Here is a 20,844-nt window from a genome sequence, read left to right on the forward strand (position 1 = left end):
TTAACAAACGGTGACGGACCCCGCACAGGGCGCGCCCAGCCCGAGCGGCCGGACGATCTCGTAAGGCCCGTCGGGGCCCGTGAAGGTGATGTGCACCGTTTCCCCTTCCTCCAGCCCCGATGGCGGGCGGCCGAACAAGGGGAAATGCAGAGCCCCCTCCTTGGCCACGGGCGGACCGAACAGCAGCATGCGCCCGGCGATGTCGGCAATCGCGGTCCGGGCCGGAAAGGCCAGATCATCGAGCGCCGCGACGAGCGCGCCCGTACCGGTGTCGTATACGACGTCCCCGATCACGTCCGGCCCCGTCCAGGCGATGGGCACCTGCGCACGCGCCTGTTCGATGCGCAGCATGTTGGGGTGGTCGGGCGCGCCGGGATCGATCCTGAGCGTAAAATCCATGCTCACAGGCACGCAGACCTCCGAGCATATGCCCAGCACCGCCGCAAGTTCGACGACCGGCGCGTCCCCCTTCACCTCTATTGCGATGGGCAGGACGGTATGGCCGTAATAGGCGTGGTCGAGATAGGCTTCGTTTTCACGACGCGTGGGATAGGGCCAGGCGATTTCATGCTCCCCGATGCCCGCCGAACCGGAAAAGTCGAATTGAGGCGGAATGCCCGATTCACCGGGTATGCGCCAATAGGTGTTGATCGTTTCGGGCATGTCGATCTCGAGCGCGATCCAGACGCGGTTTCCGGCGTCCACCGCATCGGCAGAGATCAGCCGGATCGAAACGTCGGGCATCACCTCCTGCCACAAGGTTTCGCCGCCAAGGGCGAGACCGGGGGCGAGCAGCGCCAGCAGCGCAAAGGGGAAACGCGTCATCATGACGGAACCTCTAACCCACCTGCGCCTTCTCGAAAAGACGGGCAGGATCAGGGCTTCGTGATCGCGTTTGGTTTGCACTTTTCGGGGGACCGGCTAATTTAGAGTGTGCGGCGGGCAGAAAGTGAGTTTGCTATGGATACCCTCAAGGGCCGGTTCCTTGTTGCGATGCCCGACATGAACGACGAACGTTTCGTCGGCACCGTGGTCTATCTCGTGGCACATGGCGATGAAGGCGCGATGGGGCTGGTCGTCAACAAACCCATGCCCGACATGCACATCTCCGACATCATCGAGGAAGTCGAGCTGGGTGACGAGGACGAAGCCATCCGCGTTCCCGTCACCAAGCTCAACGAAGGCGTGCTCAAGGGCGGCCCGGTCGATACCAGCCGGGGTTTCGTGCTCCATTCGGACGACTATTTCAGGGACGGCAATTCCTATCCGGTCGAGGATGGCATCTGCCTCACCGCCACGCTCGACGTGCTGCGCGCCATCGCCAAGGGCAAGGGCCCGGCCAAGAGCCTGCTGGCGCTTGGCTATTGCGGCTGGAGCGCGGGACAGCTCGAAAACGAATTGCGCAACAATGGCTGGCTGACGGTCGATGCCAGCGAGGACGTGCTGTTCGAGACCCCGCCCGAAAAACGCTACGATGCGGCCCTAGCCAGCCTTGGCCTCACGCGCGCCACGCTCAGCACCCAGGGCGGGACGGCCTGACCCGGCGGCGATCTGGGCGGCGAGCTTTTTCTGCAACTCGGCACCCGGCATGGCCGCGCCAAAGGCAAAACCCTGCGCATAGCGGCAGTTGAGGCTCTTGAGCCTTTCGATCTCGTCCTCGCTTTCGACGCCCTCGGCGATAAGGGAAAGATCGAGTTCGCGCGCCAGCGTTACCATCGCGTTGATGATGGGCACCTGGGTGTGCGCGATGCCGCTTTCGTCGCGGATTTGAACGAAACTCGCCGGCAGCTTCACCGTATCGAAGGGGAAACGGTGGAGATAGGCGAGCGAGGAATAGCCGGTGCCGAAATCGTCGAGCGCCAGCCCAAGCCCCAGTTCCCTGAAGGCGCGCAGCATATAGACGGCATGCTCGGGGTTGCTCATCACCTGGCTTTCGGTGACTTCGAGCTTGACGTGGCGCGCCAGCCCCTTGTTGTCCGCAACCAGCGCCTTGACGTCATTGAGCAGGGATTCGGACGTCAGTTGCGCCGCCGACAGATTGACCGAGACGAAGAAATCCTCCGGCAGCTTGAGCCCGGCGATAAGCTGGCGCGTCTGTTCGGTCGCCTGTTCGAGCGCGATGCGGCCGAGCTTTTCGATCTGCCCGGTCCGCTCGGCCAGCGGGATGAAGGCGGTGGGGCTGACCGGCCCGCGCTCGGCGTGGTTCCAGCGCATCAGCGCTTCGGCACCCACGATCTTTCCCGAATGGATATCGACGATCGGCTGGTAGAGCAGTTGCAGGTCGCGCTTTTCGAGCGCCTCGGCCAGATCGTCCTCAAGCGCCTGCGCATAGACCGCGATCGAGCGGGTCGCGGCGCGGAACGCCTCGATGCGGTCGCCGCCATGGCGCTTGGCGTAGTGCATGGCCAGTTCGGCGTCGCGCAGCACGTCCTCGGCCTCGACGGGCTTGTTGTCATAGATGGTGATGCCGATGGAGGCGGTGAGCGAAAGGTCGCGGTCCCCGAAATTGAAGGGGGAGCGCAGCGCCTTGCGCATCTGCTCGGCGATCTCGGCGATCTTTGCCGCCGATTGCTCGGAAAGCAGCACCACGGCGAACTGGTCGCCGCCGATGCGGGCCAGCGTATCGAGGGGGCGCAGCAGCCGCGATAGACGCCGCGAGACCGCAAGCAGTACCGAATCAGCCGCCATATGGCCCATGCGCTCGTCGATGTCGGTGAAGCGGTCGAGATCGATGAGGAGCACGGCGGGCTTGACCTCGGTGGATTCGCGGGCGCGCATCAGCGCGCGTTCCAGCCGGTCGAGCAGGAGCTGGCGATTGGGCAGGCCGGTGAGGCTGTCGTGAACCGCGTCGTGCAGCAGCCGGTCGCGGGCGGCGCGCTCGTCGGTCACGTCCTGGAGGGTGCCGATGATGCGGTTGACCTGTCCGTCCCCGCCCACCACCGGCTTGACGCGCATCTTGAAGGTGCGGAACGCGCCGTCCGCCCCCGCGATGCGGATATCGGAATTGACCTTGCCGCGCTTCAACTCGATCAGGGTATCGAGCGCGGTGCGGAAGCGGTCGCGGTCGTCGGGGTGGATGCGGTCGAGCCAGCGCTTGATCGCGCCGCGCAAGCTTCCCTTGCGCTCGCCGAGGCGCACCGACAACTCGTCGGAAACGTTCACCCGGTCGCGGTCGATATTCCAGTCGAAGACGAAATCGCCGCTGCCGGTGACCGCCAGTGCCCGGCGCTCGACCTCGGACAGCGAGCCGATGGACACCTGCCCGTCCGAAAAGGCGTGCTGCACGGCGGTGAACCCGAGCAGCATCACGATCAGCACCAGCCCGCCCGCCACCGCCGATTGCGCGATGTCGTTGCTGACCTGGCCGTTGACCACCATCCAGGCATAGATCAGCCAGGCGATATAGATCACCCATGTGGGCACCAGCATCACCGCGCGGTCATAACCCCGGATCGAGAGCAGGAGGATGAGGAACATGCCCATCAGCCCGATCAGCGCCAGCGCGGTGCGCGCGATGCCCGCCGCGACCGGGGGATTGAAGAAGGCATAGGCCATCAGCGCGATGAAGATGACCGAAAAGCCGATGGCGAGGTGGGTGAAGCGCAGATGCCATCGGTGGAGGTTGAGATAGACGAACAGGAAGCCGAACAGCGTCGTTGCCAGCCCCGCCTCGGCGGCGGCGCGGAACGCCTGGATATTGGCGTTGCCGGTGCCGCTCAAGGGTCCGATGATGCCGAAATCGACCAGAAGATAGGCCACAACCGCCCATGAAAGGGCAGCCGTTGCCGGAAACACGCCACGGCCCTTCACCACGAACATGATGGTCAAAAACACCGCCGCGAGCGCCGAGATGCCCAGCACCGTCCCCCGGAACAGGGTGAACGAGTTGATGTAGTCGCGATAGGCGTCCGGCTCCCAGAGATAAAGTTCTGGCAGGCCGGTGGAGGAAAGTTCCGCCACCAGCGTCGTGGTTGCGCCGGGGTCGATGATGACGCGGAAGACGTCCGCCTCCCGGTCCGGCACGCGATCGGGGCGCAGGCCGTGGCTCGGGGTGAGCGCGGTGATGCGCGCCGAACCCAGATCGGGATGGAATATCCCCGAACCGGGGAGTCGGAAGTAAGGGGCGACCAGCAGCCGCTCGATCTGCACGTCGCTTTCGTTACGCAGCGCGAACACCGCCCAGTTGGGATTGGTGTCGGGAGTGAGCGAGATCACCTCGATGCGACGGATGATACCGTCCTCGCCGGGCGCCGTGCCGATCTGGACGCTGCCTTCCGAGCCGGGCAGCACGTCGATGGCCGCGCCCAGGTTAACCGCATTGATCCCCTCGGGGATCGAGACGATCTCGAAGGCCCCCGCGCGCCCCACGATACCGGTCACCGCCGCCATGAACATGACGGCAAGCAGCAGCGGGCGAAGCAGGCGAAACGGTTTCAACTTTATTCAATCCCTGTCAGAGTTTCCAACTAGCGGTGTTTTCCGCCAACTGGCAACCCATCCCGGCTCTCTATCAACCGGCAAACCCGTCATAGTGCTCGCGCGTCAGGGCGAACAGGACGTGATCGCGCCATTCGCCATTGATCTGCAGATAGTGCTCGGCCAGCCCGATTTCCCTGAACCCGTTCGCGGCCAGTACCCGGCGCGAGGCGGTGTTGTCGGGCAGGCAGGCCGCCTCGATCCGGTGCAGGCCCAACGTGTCGAAAACAAAGGGCAAGATAAGGGCAACGGCACGCGTCATGATGCCCTTGCCGGCGAAATCCACCGCCATCCAGTAGCCCAGCGTCACGTTCTGGGCGGCGCGGCGACGGATGTTGGACAGCGTCATGCCGCCCACCATCATGGGCCGGCGGCTCGAATGATCAAAGATCAGCAGCGAAAATTCGGTGCCGCTGGACGCATCGCGCCGGTTGCGACGCACGCGGTCGGCAAAGCCCTTGGCGGACAGTTCCATCTCGCCCCAGCGCGGCTCGAAAGGCGTGAGGAACCGGCGGCTCTTGAGCCGCAGCGCGCGCCATTCGGCGTGGTCGGTCAGGTGCGGGCACCGGATGGTGAGGCCGTCGCCGACGATGACCGGCGTCGTCTGGCGGCTGGTTACGAAACTGAACATGGCCCGCGCCGCCGCTCTATCGGAACGTGCTTTCGATGGCGGCGTAGTCGAGCATGTTTTCGACCGGGCCGATACCGGCGACCGCCGGGTGGGCGGCATCGAGAATCTTGCCCGCCACGTGCCGGACGCGGGCGGCATCGATGCGGTTGATGCGGTCTACGGTTTCCTGCAAGGGGATCGGGCGGCCCCACAGGATATGCTGGCGCGCAAGCTGGCCCGCGCGCGCCGACGGGCTTTCGAGAGACATCAGGAGACCGGCGCGGATCTGCGCCCGCACCCGCAGCACTTCTTCCTCGGTTATGTCCTTTGAGGCGCGATGCAGTTCATCAAGGATCACCGGAAGCAGTTCGCTCACGTCCTCCTCGCCGGTCGCCGCCGCCACGCCGAACACGCCGCTGTCGGCGAACGCCCAATGAAAGGAATAGACCGAATAGCAGAGCCCGCGCCGTTCGCGCACTTCCTGGAACAGCCGCGAGCTCATCCCGCCGCCCAAGATCGAGGAAAGAATCTGCGCGGCGTAAAATCCATCCGAATTATAAGCCTTGCCTTCCAGCCCGAGGACGATATGGGCCTGCTCGTGAGTCGAGGATTGCCGGTGCTCCCCGCCGCGATAGAGCGCTTTTTCAGGTTCGGGCGCACCGCTCTTTCTCAGATTATGGAAGCGGTCATTGGCAAGATCGACCAGCCGGTCGTGATCGACGTTCCCCGCCGCCGAGAAAACCATATGGTCGCCCACATAATGGTCGGCCATATAGGCGCGTACCGCCCCGGCATCGAAGCCGCGCACCGATTCCTCGGTCCCAAGGATGGTGCGGCCGATGGGCTGGTCGGGAAAGGCCGCTTCCTGGAACAGATCGAACACGTGATCGTCAGGCGTATCGTGGGAAGCCCCGATCTCCTGGCAGATGACGTTCTGCTCACGGGCCAGCTCGCGCTCCTCGAACACCGAATTTTGCAGGATATCGGCCATGATATCGGCTGCGAGCCCCACGTCTTCCTTGAGCACCCGCGCGAAATAGCCGGTATGCTCGATGGAGGTCGCCGCATTGATGTCGCCGCCCACCGATTCGATGGCCTCGGCGATCTCGCGGGCCGAGCGGGTCGTCGTCCCCTTGAAGGCCATGTGTTCGAGCAGGTGCGAAATGCCGTGCTGATCGAGCGTTTCGCTGCGGGAGCCGGATTTCACCCAGACGCCGAGGGCGGCGCTCTCGAGGTGGGGCATGGTATCGGTGATGATGGTCATGCCGTTGTCGAGGGTGGTGGTCCGTACAGTCATTGATCCTCCCAGGCGCGGGTTTTCGCGCGGATGAAGTCTTCCACGGCCTGCCGGTCGTTGGCCAGAACCGAATAGCGCTCCTCGCGGCTTTCGAGATCGGCCAGATGGCGGGGCAGTGCGGGATGAATGCCCGTCGCCGCTTCCACCACTTCGGGGAATTTGGCCGGATGGGCGGTGGAAAGGGTGATGAGCGGGGTGTGTCCGAAATTGAAGCCGCGCGCGACGGCGACGCCGACCGCCGTGTGCGGATCGATCGTATATTTGGACTGGTTGAAGACGTCGGCGATGATCGCTGCCGTCGCCGTCTCGTCGGTCGAGCCCGAGCCGAAATCCTCAAGGATCCTGGCCAGCGCGTTTTCGGGGATGGCAAAGCCGCCCGACTGATCGAGCGAGGCGAGCAGCGCCCTGGTCTTTTCGCCGTCCCGGCCCAGCGCCTCGAACAGCAGGCGCTCGAAATTGGAGGACACTTCGATGTCCATCGAGGGGCTGGCGGTGGCGATGACGCCGCGCTTGTCGTAGCGGCCAAATTTCAGCGCCCGGCGCAGGATGTCGTTGGAATTGGTGGCGATCACCAGTTTTTCGACCGGCAGGCCCATCTTCCTGGCGACGAACCCGGCAAAGATATCGCCGAAATTACCGGTGGGGACAACGAAGGACACCTTCCGGTGCGGGGCGCCGATGGCGACGGCGGCGGTGAAATAATAGACCACCTGCGCAACGATGCGGCCCCAGTTGATCGAATTGACGCCCGACAGCTTTGCCGCGTCGCGAAAAGCGTGGTTGTTGAACATCGCCTTCACGATGGCCTGGCAGTCGTCGAACGTGCCCTTGATGGCGATGTTGAAAACATTGTCGTCGAGCACCGTCGTCATCTGGCGGCGCTGGATGGCCGAGGTGCGGCCCTCCGGGTGCAGGATGAAGATATCGGTGTTGGTCCGGCCCCGGAAGGCTTCGATCGCCGCCGAGCCGGTATCGCCCGAGGTCGCCCCCACAATGGTTGCGCGCGTGCCCCGCTGGCCCAGCACATAATCCATCACGCGGGCCAGGAACTGCATCGCCACATCCTTGAAGGCGAGCGTGGGCCCGTGCCAAAGCTCGAGCACGAAGTGGCCCGGCTCGAGTTCGACCAGCGGGGTGCGCGAAGGGTGCGTGAAACTCTTGTAGGCCGCCTTGATCATGGCTTTGAGATCATCGGCGGGGATTTCGTCGCCGGTAAAGCGTGAAATCACGGCAAAGGCCACGTCCTCGTAATGGCGGTTCCCGAAATTGTGAATCTCCTCGGGCGTGAACTGCGGCCAGCTTTCGGGCACATACAGCCCGCCGTCGCGCGCCAGTCCGGTAAGGATGGCGTCACAAAAACCCAGCGTTGGCGCGTTGCCGCGCGTGCTCACATACCGCATCGAATTGAAAGTCCTCTCCAAGCGACGCCGCGCACACTAATCGGGTGTGCCGGTTTGGGCAAGATTTGCCCCACGCCCCTGACGCCAGAGCCAGAAACCCAGCATCACGGGGGTGATGATGGCAAAGATGAACCACGTTCCGGCATATTCAAGGTGCCGGTTGGAAAAAGTAACCTGCGTTTCCCCGCCCTGCGGCAATTCTCCGCGCGCGCGCGCCGGCAGGTCGATGGTGACCGGGGCGACGGGGACGCCCTCGATCCCGGCGACGTCGGAGAGCCGTTCGGGGTCGCGCACCCATTCGCGGCGCGCCGCGAAATCGGGGTCGGGTGTAAACGCATTGGCCCGCTCGGGCTTGCGGATGACGCCCTCGATCCGCACTTCACCCTCGGGCGCCAGCCCGCCATCGGCCCAAGCGGATGCAAGATGTTCGGGGACAAAACCGCGGTTGATCCAGACGATGCCGCCGTCCGCCGTTTCGAGCGGCGCCATGACCCAATATCCCGCGCGCCCGTACTGCCCAAGGGGATCGGAAAGATTGGTGAAGATCAGGACGGTGCGGGCGTTATCGAATGTGCCGGTGAGTTCGGCATTGCTGTAATCGAGCGCTTCTGGGACGAGATCGGGCCATTGCGCGGCGGGCGGGAAGGCGATGGGCGCTTCGACGAGGCGGGTTTCGACCGCAGCCATCAGCGCTTCTTTCTCACCCAGCCGCTGGAGCTGCCAGACACCGAGCGACACGAACAGCCCGGTCAGCATCAGCATCAGGACAACGAAACTGATGCGCCCCAGCCGTCCCGAAGACGGCTGGCGGGCAAGGGGAGCCATCAGCTTATCCGCTCACCCGGATCGCCGCCGATCCTGGCGCCGGACTTGTATTGCGTGTTGACGATGGCGCCCTTCACGGGCCGGAGAAACAATGCCGCCGATATGACCGTCATGGGCACCGCAAGGATCAGGTGGACGAGGGCCGGCCAGTGCCAGATGGCGTCCGTGATCAGCCAGAACGCAACGACGATCGTGCCCACGGGGAACATCACGAGAAAGGCGGGGGCGTCGGCGCTGTCGGCAAAGCTGTAGTCGAGTCCGCAGCTATCGCATTCCGATGCGATGGAGAGATAGCCCTTGAAGAGATGGCCCTCGCCGCAGCGCGGGCAGCGCCCCCTGATCCCGGTGCTGATGGGGGAGAGGTCCGTGTCGTATTCCGTCATTGAGGTGGTTCGCCGGAAGCCCTTTTGAGCTTCCGGCGCCTTTCGATTTGCTAGTGCTGGGCGATCGTCGCGCCCCAAGAGCCCCAGACGTAGATCGCGGCGAACAGGAACAGCCACACCACGTCAACGAAGTGCCAGTACCAGGCGGCGAACTCGAGACCGAGGTGCTGCTTGGGCGTGAACTGTCCGGCTATCGCGCGGACGAGGCACACGATCAGGAAAATCGTGCCGATGAAGATATGGAAACCGTGGAAGCCGGTCGCCATGAAGAAGGTGGCACCATAGATGTTGCCCGAGAAGCTGAAATGGGCCTGCGAATATTCGATGACCTGCACGCAGGTGAAGAGCACGCCGAGCAGGACGGTGAGGGCGAGCCCCCATTTGAGCCCCTCGCGGTCGTTCTCGAGCAGTGCGTTGTGCGCCCAGGTGATCGTCGTGCCCGAAAGCAGGAGGACGAGCGTATTGAACAGCGGCAGGTGCCAGGGGTCGAACACTTCGACGCCCTGCGGGGGCCACATCCCGCCGGTAAAGGCGGTGCGGGCTTCCTGGATGATCTCGTCGGGGTAGAAGGCCGCGTCGAAATAGGCCCAGAACCAGGCAACGAAGAACATCACTTCCGAGCCGATGAACAGGATCATGCCGTAGCGGTGATGGATCTGGACGACCGGGGTATGGTGGCCGGTTTCGGCCTCGCGGACAACGTCGGACCACCAGCCGAACATGACATAAAGCACGGCGACGACACCGGCCCAGAACAGCCAGGGCATATCGGCATGCATCAACACGATACCGCCCACCGCCAGAATGAAGGCCGCGATGCCCCCGAGCAGGGGCCAGGGACTCAAATCCACCAGATGGTAGTCGTGGTTCTTGGTGTGGGCTGCCATGTCGGTATTATCCCCAGTTATAGAGCATGGAATGTGTAAGACAGCGTGATCTGTCGGATTGTATGCAATGTGTCGTCGAGGTCCAGATCGGGATCGACGAAATATGTCACGGGCATTTCGACCGTTTCATAGGGCTCGAGAAACTGCTCGGAAAAGCAGAAACATTCGATCTTGTTGAAATAGCCGCCGGTCGTCAAAGGCGCTACGTTGAAGCTGGCGGTGGTGCCCAGCGGCTCGTTGCTCATGTTGGTGGCGCGGTAGACCACGGTGCGCACGGTGCCCATCGGATCGGTCTCGACCCTTGCCGGCACGACCCGCAGCGGCAGGCCCGGGGAGACCGTGGCATCGAACCGCACGCCCATTTCCCGCGCGATCGTACCCTTGGGGTTGGCATCGGCAACCTGGGTGGTGCCGGAAAAACCGGTCACACGGCAGAAAAGGTCATAGAGCGGCACGGCGGCAAAGGAGAGGCCGAGCATGACGAGGGTCAGCCCGAGGAGCCAGCCCATAAGCTTGCGGTTGGCTGAATTTTTCTGATCATGGGTGGACAGTACGCTCATCGCTCAAAGATCCCTTACCAAAATCTGGGGTCCGAGCTTGATAACGGTTATCGCGTAGAAAATCGCGACCAGTGTGCAAAGCGCAAGCGCAATGGCGATCGAGCGGCGACGGCGGCGGCGCAGGAATTCGTCCTCGTTGCGGTTTGCCAGCGGCTTTTGCTCGGCCATCAGAGAACTCCGAACCACTTGATAAGGCCGACATCGGCCAACAGGGCAACGAAGAGCACAAACAGATAGCTCAGGGAATAGGTGAAAAGGACGCGGGCGCGGCGCTTCATCTCCCGTCCCTCGGAAAAACGCACGCGCACCGCAAGCACCGAAAAGATGACCCCCAGCACCGCCGCCGGAACGGCATAGAACCACCCCACCAGCCCCGTCAGCACGGGGCCGAAGGCGGTAACGGTCAGAAGAACCGAATAGATGACGATCTGGTTCTGGGTGGTGCGCTCCCCGGCCACGTTGGGCAGCATGGGGATGCCGGCGGCCTCGTAGTCGCCTTTCTTGTAGAGCGCCAGCGCCCAGAAATGGGGCGGGGTCCAAAGAAAGATGATCATGAAAAGGATGAGCGCATCGATCGAGATCGTGCCGGTCACCGCCGCCCAGCCAATCATCGGGGGGAAGGAGCCGGCAGCCCCGCCGATCACGATGTTCTGCGGGGTCGAGCGCTTGAGCCACATCGTATAGATGACGGCGTAAAAAAAGATGGTGAAGGCCAGAAGCCCCGCCGCCAGCCAGTTGGTGGCAAGCCCCAGCACGACGACGGAAAATCCGGCGAGCGTCACCCCGAAATAGAGCGCATCGTCGCCGGTAAGACGGCCCGCGGGAATGGGGCGGTTGAGCGTGCGGCTCATCACGGCGTCGATATCGGCGTCGTACCACATGTTGAGCGCGCCCGAGGCCCCCGCCCCGATGGCGATGGAAAGGATCGCGATGAAGCCGATGACCGGGTGGATGGTGCCGGGCGCGACCAGCATGCCGACAAAACCCGTAAAGACCACAAGCGACATCACGCGCGGCTTAAGCAGCGCGAGGTAGTCTTCCACCTGCCCCAGAGGGAGGGCTTCCGAGGTGTCACTATGGTTGTCGGCGTAGGTCAAGGCGTGAGGGGCCCTTCTTGTTGATCAGGGGCGGGAGGGGAACGGCCTGTGGTTGGCAAGCAATCCTTTTCCATCCCCCTCCCGCCATGTGCTTACTTGAACCGCGGCAGGTTCTCGAACTGGTGGTACGGCGGGGGAGAGGAAAGCGTCCACTCCAGCGTCGTTGCGCCTTCGCCCCAGGGGTTGTCCGCCGCCTTGCGCTTGCGCGACCAGGCATCGATCATCGCCACGAGGAACACGAACATTCCAACTATCGTCACCACATATCCCCAGGAGGAAACGCTGTTCCAGAAGGTATAGGCGTCGGGATAGTCGATGTAGCGGCGCGGCATGCCCGCGAGCCCGAGGAAGTGCTGCGGGAAGAAGATCAGGTTCACACCGATGAACATGATCCAGAAATGCAGCTTGCCCAGGAACTCGTTGTACATCACGCCGTACATCTTGGGGAACCAGTAGTACCAGCCCGCAAAGATGGTGAACACAGCGCCGAGCGAGAGCACGTAGTGGAAGTGGGCCACGACGTAATAGGTGTCGTGCAGGGCCCGGTCCGCGCCGGCATTGGCCAGCACCACGCCCGTCACGCCGCCGACGGTGAAGAGGAATATGAACCCGATCGCCCAGAGCATGGGGGTGGTGAACCGGATCGATCCGCCCCACATCGTTGCGATCCACGAGAAGATCTTCACCCCGGTGGGCACCGCGATGATCATCGTGGCGGCAACGAAATAGCGCTGCGTATCGAGCGAGATACCGCTGGTGTACATGTGGTGCGCCCAGACGATGAAGCCCACCGCGCCGATGGCGATCATCGCATAGACCATCGCGAGGTAGCCGAAGATGGGCTTGCGCGAGAAGGTCGAGATGATGTGGCTGATCATGCCGAAGCCCGGCAGGATCATGATGTAGACTTCCGGGTGCCCGAAGAACCAGAACAGGTGCTGGTAAAGGATCGGGTCGCCGCCGCCCGCCGGATCGAAGAAGGCCGTGCCGAAGTTGCGGTCCGTCAGGAGCATCGTGATGGCGCCGGCCAGCACGGGAAGCGCGATCAGCAGCAGGAATGCCGTCACCAGCACCGCCCAGGGAAAGAGCGGCATCTTGAACATGGTCATGCCCGGGGCACGCATGTTGAAGATGGTGGTGATGAAGTTGATCGCGCCAAGGATCGAGGACGCGCCCGCGATATGGATCGAAAGGATCACGAAATCCACCGCCGGTCCGGGCTGGCCCGCCGTCGCGTAGGGCGGATAGACGGTCCAGCCGCCGCCCGAACCCATGGCACCCGGAGGGCCTTCCATGAACAGCGAGATCAGGAGCAGCAGCAGCGCAGATGGCAGCAGCCAGAACGAGATGTTGTTCATGCGCGGGAAGGCCATGTCCGGCGCCCCGATCATCAGGGGCACGAACCAGTTGCCAAAGCCCCCGATCACCGCCGGCATGACCACGAAGAACACCATGATCAGCCCGTGGGCCGTGGTGAACACGTTGAACATGTGCTTGCCCGCATCGATCGAGGCATCGGCGCTCACGCCATAGACGAGCTGGGCGAGGCCGGGGAAGATCTGGATGCCCGGCTCGGCAAGCTCCCAGCGCATGAAGCCCGACAGCGCGCCACCGATGACCCCCGCGAAAATCGCGAAGTACAGATAGAGCGTGCCGATGTCCTTGTGGTTGGTCGAATAAAACCAGCGCTTCCAGCCCGTGGGAGTGCCGTGATTGTCGTGGGCGAGTTCTGCTTGCGCCTGAGCCATTTTCTAGTCCCTTTTAAACTTCCATGCCGCCAGCGCGCTAGTCGGCTTGCGCCAAAAGCATGTTGGCACCAGTGAAATCGCCGGTTTCGGCGGCGGCGAGCCAGGCATCGTACTGATCCTGCTCGACCACGCGCACCGCGATCGGCATGAAGGCATGATCCTTGCCGCAAAGCTCCGAGCACTGGCCGTAATACATGCCGGTCTTGCGCGCGTTGAACCAGGTTTCGTTGAGCCGGCCGGGCACCGCGTCGACCTTGATGCCGAACGAGGGCACCGCAAAGGCGTGCAGCACGTCGGCGGCGGTCACGAGGACCCGGACGGTGGTGTTGACCGGCACGACGATTTCCTGATCGACGGCCAGAAGGCGCGGTTCGTCGGGCTTGGTCGTCGCGAGCTGCTCGTCGTTGAGCATCACCGAAACGAAATCGAACCCGTCATCGACATATTCATAACCCCAGTACCACTGATAGCCGGTGGCCTTGATGGTGAGGGTCGGCTCGGGCACTTCCACGTTACCGCCGGAAAAGATCGCCGAGCCGAGATAGAGCCGCTCGCCATCGGGGACCGTTTCCTGATCGGCCAGAACGCCGAAGGACGGGATGGCGATGACGATCAGGATCAGCACCGGCACGACCGTCCAGACCACTTCGATCAGCGTGTTGTGGGTGAACCGGGCTGGAACAGGATTTGTCCGCTGGTTGAAGCGCAGGATCACGATGATCAAGAGCACGAGCACCATCAGCACGATGCCGGTGATGACCCACATCAACAGGTGGTCATGGAACGATACGATCGAATCCATGATCGGGGTAACCGAGTCCTGGAACCCGAGTTGTCCCTGAACGGGCTGTCCGACCTGGGCGAACGCTGCTGCCGGAAAGAGCGCGAAAAGCGCCGCGAGCGAGGCCTGGACGAGACGGAAAGACAATCCTGTCACCTGGATCTCTCCTGAACATGTTGTTTTTGAGCGCCGTCGACCGGAATGTCTGTGCGTGCCAATGCCGCACGCTCCCGACTCACGATCAGGGCGCAGGTTCTTATCCGATCAGCTAAACCACATCCGGCCTGCCAAGGCAATTGACCTCGGCGCCACATTTTGTGCGTCATATTGCGCCAAGAGGTCGATTCGCGCTCGCGCGGGGGTGCGGGACGAGGTTGACAATCCCCTGCCTGCTGCACGACAGAAAGACTTTCCGACGCGCCCGGATTCGGCAGGAGACCCGCCTTGAACTTCCGCACCAATACGTTTTTTTCCGCACTCGCTCTCGCCGTGGCGCTTTTTCTGGCCGCGCTGCCCGCTCACGCGCAGGGCACCGTCCGCTCCCAGCACGGGGATTGGCAGATGAGTTGTGACATGCTGCCCGGCGCCAGCGAGGAGCAATGCGCGCTCATCCAGAACGTCACCGCCGAGGACCAGCCCAACGTCGCGCTTTCCGTCATCGTCCTCAAGACCGCCGACGGTCAGGCCCGCCTGCTGCGCATCCTGGCGCCACTGGGCGTGCTGCTACCCAACGGGCTGGGACTCAATATCGACGGGGAAGATCAGGGCCGCGTCGCCTTCGTGCGCTGCCTGCCCAATGGGTGCATCGCCGAAGTCGTGATGGACGACGACCTGATCGCAAAGCTTTCCGAGGGCGAGGTGGGCTATTTCATCGTCTTCAAAACCCCCGAGGAAGGCATCGGCATCCCGGTTTCACTGGCCGGCTTCGGCGAGGGCTTCGAGGCGCTGCCGTAAATCTCTGCGCGGTCCAGAAACATCGCTGCCCCCTCACCCCCAGCCCCTCTCCCACGAGGGGAGAGGGGGGCTCAAGTGGTAGCCCCACGGTTACCCTTCTCCCCTCCGTGGGAGAAGGTGGGCTTTCGCGCTAGCGAAAGGTCGGATGAGGGGGCAGCGATGCTTGCTAAAAGCGCCGAGCCAACAAAAAAGCCGGACCTTTCCGGTCCGGCTCGGGTCAGGAAACGGGACCAAGGCAAATGATCCTGCTTCTTGATGCGGATTCCCCGGTGGGTGCGGGGCGTCGGCAAAAACGCTTGTCCGCGTGAGGAACCCTTTTAATGGAGCCTTACGGCCAGGGGGAGGAAGGCCGCAAGCTCCAATGGGAAATGGTCAGCGCAGCCACTCGGAGGCGCGGGCGCTACGACGGGCGTCCAGCACTTCACCCGCATTGGCACCGCTGCGCAGGGCCTCGGCAATATCGTAACGCGTCAGGCCCATATCGCTGAGCTGAGCCGGATCCATATTGAACAGCGCGCGCAGCGTGGAGCGGCGCATACCATTGCCCTTGCGGGCCCAATTGAAGATGGAGGACATTTTTCTCTACCTAACCAGTCGTCTTTTACGATTGATACATAGGGCCTTGAATGTCATTATTCAAATAAATAGATTTCATCCGTTCGATCAAAGTTTGTGATGGAGCTTCGGCATGGCCACCCCGCTCGATCTCGACCAGTTGCAGACCTTCTGCGCCATCGCCGATTGCGGCAGCTTTACCGAGGCCGCCCGGCGGGTGTTCAAGACCCAGTCGGCGGTCTCCATGCAGATCAAGCGGCTCGAGGAGAGGCTGGGGCAGACCCTGTTCCTGCGCGAGGGCCGCCGCGTGTCGCTGACCAGCGACGGCGAGACGCTTTATGGCCGCGCGCGGCGCATGCTCAAGATCAATGCCGAGATTATCGACATATTCTCCCACAACGATCTGTCGGGCAACATCCGCTTCGGGGTGCCCGACGATTACGCGGTCAAGCTCCTGCCGGTCATTCTTTCGAGCTTCCAGCGCACCCATCCGCGCATCACCGTCGACGTGCGCTGCCAGCCCTCCGAGGAACTGCTGGAGGGGATGCGGACGGGCCGGTACGACATCATCGTTTTCACCCAGGGCACCATGCACCAGTTCGGCGAACTGTTCCGCACCGAAAAGATGTACTGGGTGGCCAATCACGGCGGCGAGGCGCTGGCCGGCGATCCCCTGCCGCTGGCGTGCGGGCCGAGCTACTGCATCTGGCGCGCCGATGCGCTCGATGCCCTGTCCCGCGCCGGACGCGATTTCCGCATCGCCTATACCTCATCGAACGCCACGGCAATCACCAGCGCGGTGCTTTCGGACCTGGCGGTGGGTTTTCTGCCCGAGAGCGCCCTGCAGCCGGGCATGAAGGTCAATGCCGACGATCACGACCTGCCGCGCCTCGCCGATGCACAAATCGCCATCATGCGCGCCAGTCACGCCTATGGCGGCATCTACGATGCGCTCGCCCGCCACATCGTCGACACCATGGGCAACCTGCCGGGCAGGACGCCGGCGGAAGCGGCGGAATAGTCGGGGCCCGGTCAGGGTCCCCGCCAAACGGGCTTAGCTCGCCGGCCCCATGGCGTGCTCGGCAAATATGGGAGTGACATCGCCGCCCCATTCGCCGTGGTAAAGGTCCAGCAGGCGTTCGGCCGGTGTCTTGCCGGTTGCCAGCGTATGCTCGATCGGCTTGAGGAAGATCGTCTCGTCGGCGCCTTCCCAGTTGCGCTGGTTGCGCGCCTTGAGCCCTGCGCGGGAGATTTCCACGGCCCGCCTTGCGATATCCATCAGCGTGCCATCGCGGAACGGGGTCTTTAGCGCGGTGGTGGGCACCTGACGGCGCAGGGTCTCGCGCTCCTCGCTCGTCCAGTCCTTCACCAGATCCCAGGCCGCATCGAGCGCGGTCTGGTCGTAGAGCAACCCGACCCAGAAAGCGGGCAGCGCGCAGATGCCCTCCCAGGGTCCGCCATCCGCGCCGCGCATTTCGAGGAACTGCTTTAGCCGCACCTCGGGAAACAGCGTCGAGAGGTGATCCTCCCAATCCCGGACCGTAGGCTTCTCACCGGGAAGCTGGGGCAGCTTTCCTTCGAGGAAATCGCGAAAGCTTTCTCCTGCGCAGTTTATATATTCATCGTCGCGGATGACGAAATACATCGGCACGTCGAGCGCGTGGTCGGCATAGCGCTCGAACCCCATGCCGTCCTCGAAGACGAAGGGCAGCATGCCGGTGCGCTCGTTATCGGTGTTGAGCCAGATATGGGAGCGGAACGAGAGGAACCCGTTCGGCTTGCCTTCGAGAAACGGGGAATTGGCGAACAGGGCGGTCGCGACCGGCTGCAATGCGAGGCCGACGCGCAGCTTCTTGACCATGTCGGCTTCGGACGAGAAATCGAGATTCACCTGAACCGTACAGGAGCGGTACATCATCGATGTGCCGAGCGTCCCGACCTTTTCCATATAGGGGGTCATGATCCCGTAGCGCGACTTAGGCATGGCCGGAATTTCATCGAGCGTCCAGGTCGGCGCAACGCCGATCCCGAGAAAATCGATACCCATGGGTTCGGTGAACTTGCGCAACAAACGCAGGTGATCGTTGGTCTCGACGCATGTCTGGTGCAGCGTTGAAAGCGGCGCGCCGGAAAGCTCGAACTGCCCACCCGGCTCGAGCGAGATCGAGCCGCCGCCCTTGGGATCGCTGAGCCCGATGACGTTTTCACCGTCGTAGGACGGCACCCACGCCGTTTCGGCCTGCACCTTGCCGAGCAGCGCCCTTATGCCGTTGTCGCCGAAATAGGGGACGGGCTCGAGGCTGTCGCGATAGAAGGTGAACTTTTCGTGCTCGGTGCCGATCCGCCAGTCCGCCTTGGGCTTGCTGCCGCGCGACATGGCCTCGACAAGCTGGGCGCGCGTTTCGATGACTGGCGACGGACTGGCCATAGGGATTACCTCGGGAAAAGAATCCGCGCGACAATAGCCGCATCGATCCGGAGATCAATCCCCTTTATCGTGATGTTACGATAAAGACCATTTCCGTTCCTACCAATCCCCGGCGATGGCCTGGATGAGTGCCATGGCGGCCACCGCCGCGGTGTCGGCACGCAGGATGCGCGGACCGAGGCTGATGGGGGTGACATAGGGCTGGGCGCGCAGCATATCGCGCTCTTCGGGCGCAAAGCCGCCCTCCGGGCCGATGATGAGCCCGATGCGCCTGCCTTCGAGCCCCGCCAGCGTATCGACCGGCGAGGACGACGCCGATTCCTCGTCGCCGAACACCAGCGCGCGGTCGCCATGAACTTCGCCCCACGTCTCGATCAGTTGGGAAAACGCGATGGCGGGCGCGATGCGCGGCACCGAGAGCACCTCGCACTGCTCGGCCGCCTCGATGGCGTTTGCCTCGAGCTTTGCCTGGTTGACCCTGGGGTTCTGCACGTAGCGCGTGATGACCGGCTGGATGGTCCCCGCCCCCATCTCGGTCGCCTTCTGGACGATATAATCGAGCCGCTTGATCGGTGCAAAGCCGTACCAGAGATCCGAGGGCGGGGTCTGGGCGGCGCTTTGTTCGAGGAGCGTCAGCGTCACCGTCTTTTTCGATGCCCCCTCGATCCCCGCCAGAAATGCCCCGTCGCGGCCGTTGAACACGACACACCGGTCCCCTGCCCCACGGCGCAACACGTTGACCAGATAATTGGTCTGCGCCTTGTCGAGATCGATCCGGAGGCCCGCACTCATGTCCTTGTCGATGAACAGGCGCGGCAAGGTCTTGTGGGTGCGTGGCATGTTGACTTGTGCTCGTATCGGTTTATGCGGGGGTGCAATCAGGCGCTCGCCGCAACATCGCTGCCCCCTCATCCGACCCGGCTTCGCCGGCCCACCTTCTTCCACAAGGGGAGAAGGGAAACCCCGGAGCAGCCACACGAGCCCCCCCTCTCCCCTCGTGGGAGAGGGGCCGGGGGTGAGGGGGCCAGCGGTGTCGCCACAAACGCCGAGCGCCAAATGGCCCAACGCCTTTGTGCCAGAGTTCCATAGCGGGAAAAAGGGGTTCCAGCGATGCAAGAGCCAAAGAGCGGAACTGTCGCCGATGCCGTACGCGGCAATTGGGTGGACCGGTTCGCCCCCGATGCCGCCAAGCCCTATCTGCGCATGTCGCGGCTCGACCGGCCCATCGGTTACCAGCTCCTTTTCTGGCCCTGCGCCTTTTCGCTCGGGCTTGCATCGATCGCGACCGACACCCCGTTCAACTGGTATTATCTGGTGCTGTTCTTCATCGGCGCCATCGCCATGCGGGGGGCGGGCTGCACCTTCAACGATATCGTGGACCGCGACATCGACGACAAGGTCGCCCGCACCCGCTCGCGCCCCATCCCTTCGGGGCAGGTTTCCATCAAGCAGGCGACCGTCTGGATGGTCGCGCAAGCGCTGGCGGGGCTTTCCGTCCTCGTCCAGTTCAACACCACGACCATCCTTTTTGGCATCGCCTCGCTGGCGCTGGTCGCCATCTACCCGTTCATGAAGCGCATCACCTTCTGGCCCCAGCTTTTCCTCGGGCTGGCCTTTTCGTGGGGCGCGCTGGTGGGCTGGACGGCGATCGCCGGTGCGATCGCATGGCCCGCCATCGTCATGTATCTGGGCTGCATCGCCTGGACCATCGGCTATGACACGATCTACGCGCTCCAGGACATCGAGGACGACGTGCTGATCGGGGTCAAATCCACCGCAAGGCTCGCGGGCGAGCACGTCCGCGCCTTCGTCGCCACCTTCTACGCCGCCGCCGCGATCCTCTGGGCAGTATCCGCCTGGCTCGTTGCCCCCGGCCTGCCCTTCTGGGTTCTGTTCCTCGTCCCCCTCGGCCTGCTCGCCTGGCAGGTGGCAACCCTTGAACGCTTCAATTCGGCCAAATGCCTGATGCACTTCAAATCCAACCACTGGCTGGGCGTTGCACTGACCGCTGCGCTGGTCGTGGATGGGTTGGTCTAGGAGCGCCCCTCCTCGCTGTCCCGGCGAAAGCCGGGACCCATGGCATAGCCGCCACAATCGCGGATGTCGAAGCATGGGCCCCTGCTTCCGCCGGGGAAGCGAACGGAGAAAGCCATGCTGAAAACAACAACCCCCGCTCTATCGAACGGGGGTTGCCGCTATCGGCTTTGGAGGACCGTCAAAATCTTTACGCCGGGATTTCACCCGGCTTGCGGCGGCGGGCGAAGCGGGTGCGGCGTTCGGCGTCGGCGGCCAGCATGCGGCGGCCCGTCCGGTTGCCGACCATCACCCCGTCGACCTGCTGGGAATAGGCCACCAGCGAGCCGTCACCAGCCCGGATATAGAGCGGCAGGCGGAGTTTTTTGCCCCAGTTCTGCCATTCGGCAACGACGTTGACATTCCCCTCTTCGGAAAACACCCGGTAATTGAAATCCTCGTTGGGGTGAACGAGTTCGATGGTGGAGGTCAGCGCGCCTTCCTCGGATATGCGCGAGCCGACGGCAACGCCTACATATTCGGCCACCGGCACCTTGATCCTGACCGTCACCCCGCTCTTGTCGAGCTTGCGGCGCACGGTCACCGTCATGGTTTCGCGGCCCGCGCCGTTGTCGTTGGCTGGCCGTAAAACCAGATCCTTGGGATATGCCGCCCCATGAAAGAGGGCGAGAGGGCCTGCGCCCATCGTCACGCCGCGAACCATTATCTGCCTTCCTGTCAACTTCCGAGAGCTTTTTGTTTTTTGCTGCTCTCTTGTCGCTGCCAATCTAGCGCGGTCCCCTCATCATCGGCTTAAAAAACGGGGTTAA

The 20,844-nt window shown here is 63.2% G+C and carries 21 protein-coding genes; 4 read left to right on the top strand and 17 right to left on the bottom strand.

What is annotated here, in order from left to right:
• A complete protein-coding gene (locus tag DQG18_RS04735; RefSeq protein WP_116653081.1) occupies positions 1–828 on the bottom strand; it encodes a protein-disulfide reductase DsbD domain-containing protein in 828 nt (275 codons plus the stop codon).
• 132 nt (positions 829–960) lie between these two features.
• Here DQG18_RS04735 and DQG18_RS04740 point away from each other — a divergent pair, with 132 nt between their 5' ends.
• The gene (locus tag DQG18_RS04740) at positions 961–1,539 is read left to right on the top strand and encodes a YqgE/AlgH family protein (RefSeq protein WP_116653082.1); all 579 of its coding nucleotides are present in this window, start codon (positions 961–963) and stop codon (positions 1,537–1,539) included.
• Here DQG18_RS04740 and DQG18_RS04745 read toward each other — a convergent pair.
• The 12 genes from DQG18_RS04745 to coxB form a co-directional block, all read right to left on the bottom strand.
• The gene (locus DQG18_RS04745; protein ID WP_245958367.1) at positions 1,483–4,437 is read right to left on the bottom strand and encodes an EAL domain-containing protein; all 2,955 of its coding nucleotides are present in this window, start codon (positions 4,435–4,437) and stop codon (positions 1,483–1,485) included. The two genes, DQG18_RS04740 and DQG18_RS04745, sit on opposite strands and share 57 nt — an antisense overlap.
• A 73-nt stretch (positions 4,438–4,510) precedes the next feature.
• Positions 4,511–5,107, bottom strand: a complete 597-nt coding sequence (locus DQG18_RS04750; protein WP_116653083.1) for a GNAT family N-acetyltransferase — start codon at positions 5,105–5,107, stop codon at positions 4,511–4,513.
• Between the two features lie 16 nt (positions 5,108–5,123).
• Positions 5,124–6,383, bottom strand: a complete 1,260-nt coding sequence (locus tag DQG18_RS04755) for a M16 family metallopeptidase (RefSeq protein WP_116653084.1) — start codon at positions 6,381–6,383, stop codon at positions 5,124–5,126.
• On the bottom strand, positions 6,380–7,783 hold the full coding sequence (gene thrC, locus DQG18_RS04760) for a threonine synthase (RefSeq protein ID WP_116653085.1): 1,404 nt from the start codon (positions 7,781–7,783) through the stop codon (positions 6,380–6,382). The genes DQG18_RS04755 and thrC overlap by 4 nt, the downstream gene beginning before the upstream one ends.
• Before the next feature lie 36 nt (positions 7,784–7,819).
• Entirely contained in the window at positions 7,820–8,608 is a 789-nt protein-coding gene (locus tag DQG18_RS04765) for an SURF1 family protein (RefSeq protein ID WP_116653086.1), read from the bottom strand.
• Positions 8,608–8,991 carry a DUF983 domain-containing protein gene (locus tag DQG18_RS04770; RefSeq protein ID WP_116653087.1) on the bottom strand — a complete coding sequence of 128 codons (384 nt, stop codon included), beginning with the start codon at positions 8,989–8,991 and terminating at the stop codon, positions 8,608–8,610. The genes DQG18_RS04765 and DQG18_RS04770 overlap by 1 nt, the downstream gene beginning before the upstream one ends.
• Positions 8,992–9,041: 50 nt before the next feature.
• Positions 9,042–9,878 (bottom strand): cytochrome c oxidase subunit 3, encoded by an 837-nt coding sequence (locus DQG18_RS04775; protein WP_116653088.1) that lies wholly within the window; start codon positions 9,876–9,878, stop codon positions 9,042–9,044.
• Positions 9,879–9,895: 17 nt separating this feature from the next.
• Complete coding sequence (locus tag DQG18_RS04780) at positions 9,896–10,438, bottom strand: cytochrome c oxidase assembly protein (RefSeq protein ID WP_116653089.1); 543 nt, start codon at positions 10,436–10,438, stop codon at positions 9,896–9,898.
• Between the two features lie 3 nt (positions 10,439–10,441).
• Positions 10,442–10,606, bottom strand: a complete 165-nt coding sequence (locus tag DQG18_RS16285) for a hypothetical protein (protein ID WP_198669659.1) — start codon at positions 10,604–10,606, stop codon at positions 10,442–10,444.
• Positions 10,606–11,535, bottom strand: a complete 930-nt coding sequence (locus DQG18_RS04785) for a heme o synthase (protein WP_116653090.1) — start codon at positions 11,533–11,535, stop codon at positions 10,606–10,608. The genes DQG18_RS16285 and DQG18_RS04785 overlap by 1 nt, the downstream gene beginning before the upstream one ends.
• Positions 11,536–11,627: 92 nt before the next feature.
• Positions 11,628–13,283, bottom strand: a complete 1,656-nt coding sequence (ctaD, locus tag DQG18_RS04790; protein WP_116653091.1) for a cytochrome c oxidase subunit I — start codon at positions 13,281–13,283, stop codon at positions 11,628–11,630.
• Between the two features lie 37 nt (positions 13,284–13,320).
• The gene (coxB, locus tag DQG18_RS04795; RefSeq protein ID WP_116653092.1) at positions 13,321–14,220 is read right to left on the bottom strand and encodes a cytochrome c oxidase subunit II; all 900 of its coding nucleotides are present in this window, start codon (positions 14,218–14,220) and stop codon (positions 13,321–13,323) included.
• 288 nt (positions 14,221–14,508) lie between these two features.
• Here coxB and DQG18_RS04800 point away from each other — a divergent pair, with 288 nt between their 5' ends.
• Positions 14,509–15,018, top strand: coding sequence for an invasion associated locus B family protein (locus tag DQG18_RS04800; RefSeq protein ID WP_116653093.1), 510 nt, complete (start codon positions 14,509–14,511; stop codon positions 15,016–15,018).
• Between the two features lie 372 nt (positions 15,019–15,390).
• Here DQG18_RS04800 and DQG18_RS04805 read toward each other — a convergent pair whose 3' ends face one another.
• Positions 15,391–15,594: a YjiS-like domain-containing protein gene (locus DQG18_RS04805; protein ID WP_116653094.1), complete on the bottom strand. Its 204-nt coding sequence runs from the start codon at positions 15,592–15,594 to the stop codon at positions 15,391–15,393.
• Between the two features lie 112 nt (positions 15,595–15,706).
• Between DQG18_RS04805 and DQG18_RS04810 the strand changes: the two genes are divergently transcribed.
• A complete protein-coding gene (locus DQG18_RS04810; RefSeq protein WP_116653095.1) occupies positions 15,707–16,594 on the top strand; it encodes a LysR family transcriptional regulator in 888 nt (295 codons plus the stop codon).
• Positions 16,595–16,627: 33 nt separating this feature from the next.
• Here the strand turns inward: DQG18_RS04810 and DQG18_RS04815 are convergent, their stop codons facing one another.
• Positions 16,628–18,001, bottom strand: a complete 1,374-nt coding sequence (locus DQG18_RS04815) for a glutamate--cysteine ligase (RefSeq protein ID WP_116653096.1) — start codon at positions 17,999–18,001, stop codon at positions 16,628–16,630.
• Positions 18,002–18,100: 99 nt separating this feature from the next.
• Complete coding sequence (locus DQG18_RS04820) at positions 18,101–18,841, bottom strand: 16S rRNA (uracil(1498)-N(3))-methyltransferase (protein WP_116653097.1); 741 nt, start codon at positions 18,839–18,841, stop codon at positions 18,101–18,103.
• 270 nt (positions 18,842–19,111) lie between these two features.
• Between DQG18_RS04820 and ubiA the strand changes: the two genes are divergently transcribed.
• Positions 19,112–20,038 (top strand): 4-hydroxybenzoate octaprenyltransferase, encoded by a 927-nt coding sequence (ubiA, locus tag DQG18_RS04825; protein ID WP_116653098.1) that lies wholly within the window; start codon positions 19,112–19,114, stop codon positions 20,036–20,038.
• Between the two features lie 187 nt (positions 20,039–20,225).
• Here ubiA and DQG18_RS04830 read toward each other — a convergent pair whose 3' ends face one another.
• Complete coding sequence (locus DQG18_RS04830; RefSeq protein WP_116653099.1) at positions 20,226–20,738, bottom strand: DUF6101 family protein; 513 nt, start codon at positions 20,736–20,738, stop codon at positions 20,226–20,228.
• Positions 20,739–20,844: the final 106 nt, after the last annotated feature.

The organism is Pelagibacterium sediminicola (assembly GCF_003390885.1).
In the GTDB taxonomy this organism is placed as follows: domain Bacteria; phylum Pseudomonadota; class Alphaproteobacteria; order Rhizobiales; family Devosiaceae; genus Pelagibacterium; species Pelagibacterium sediminicola.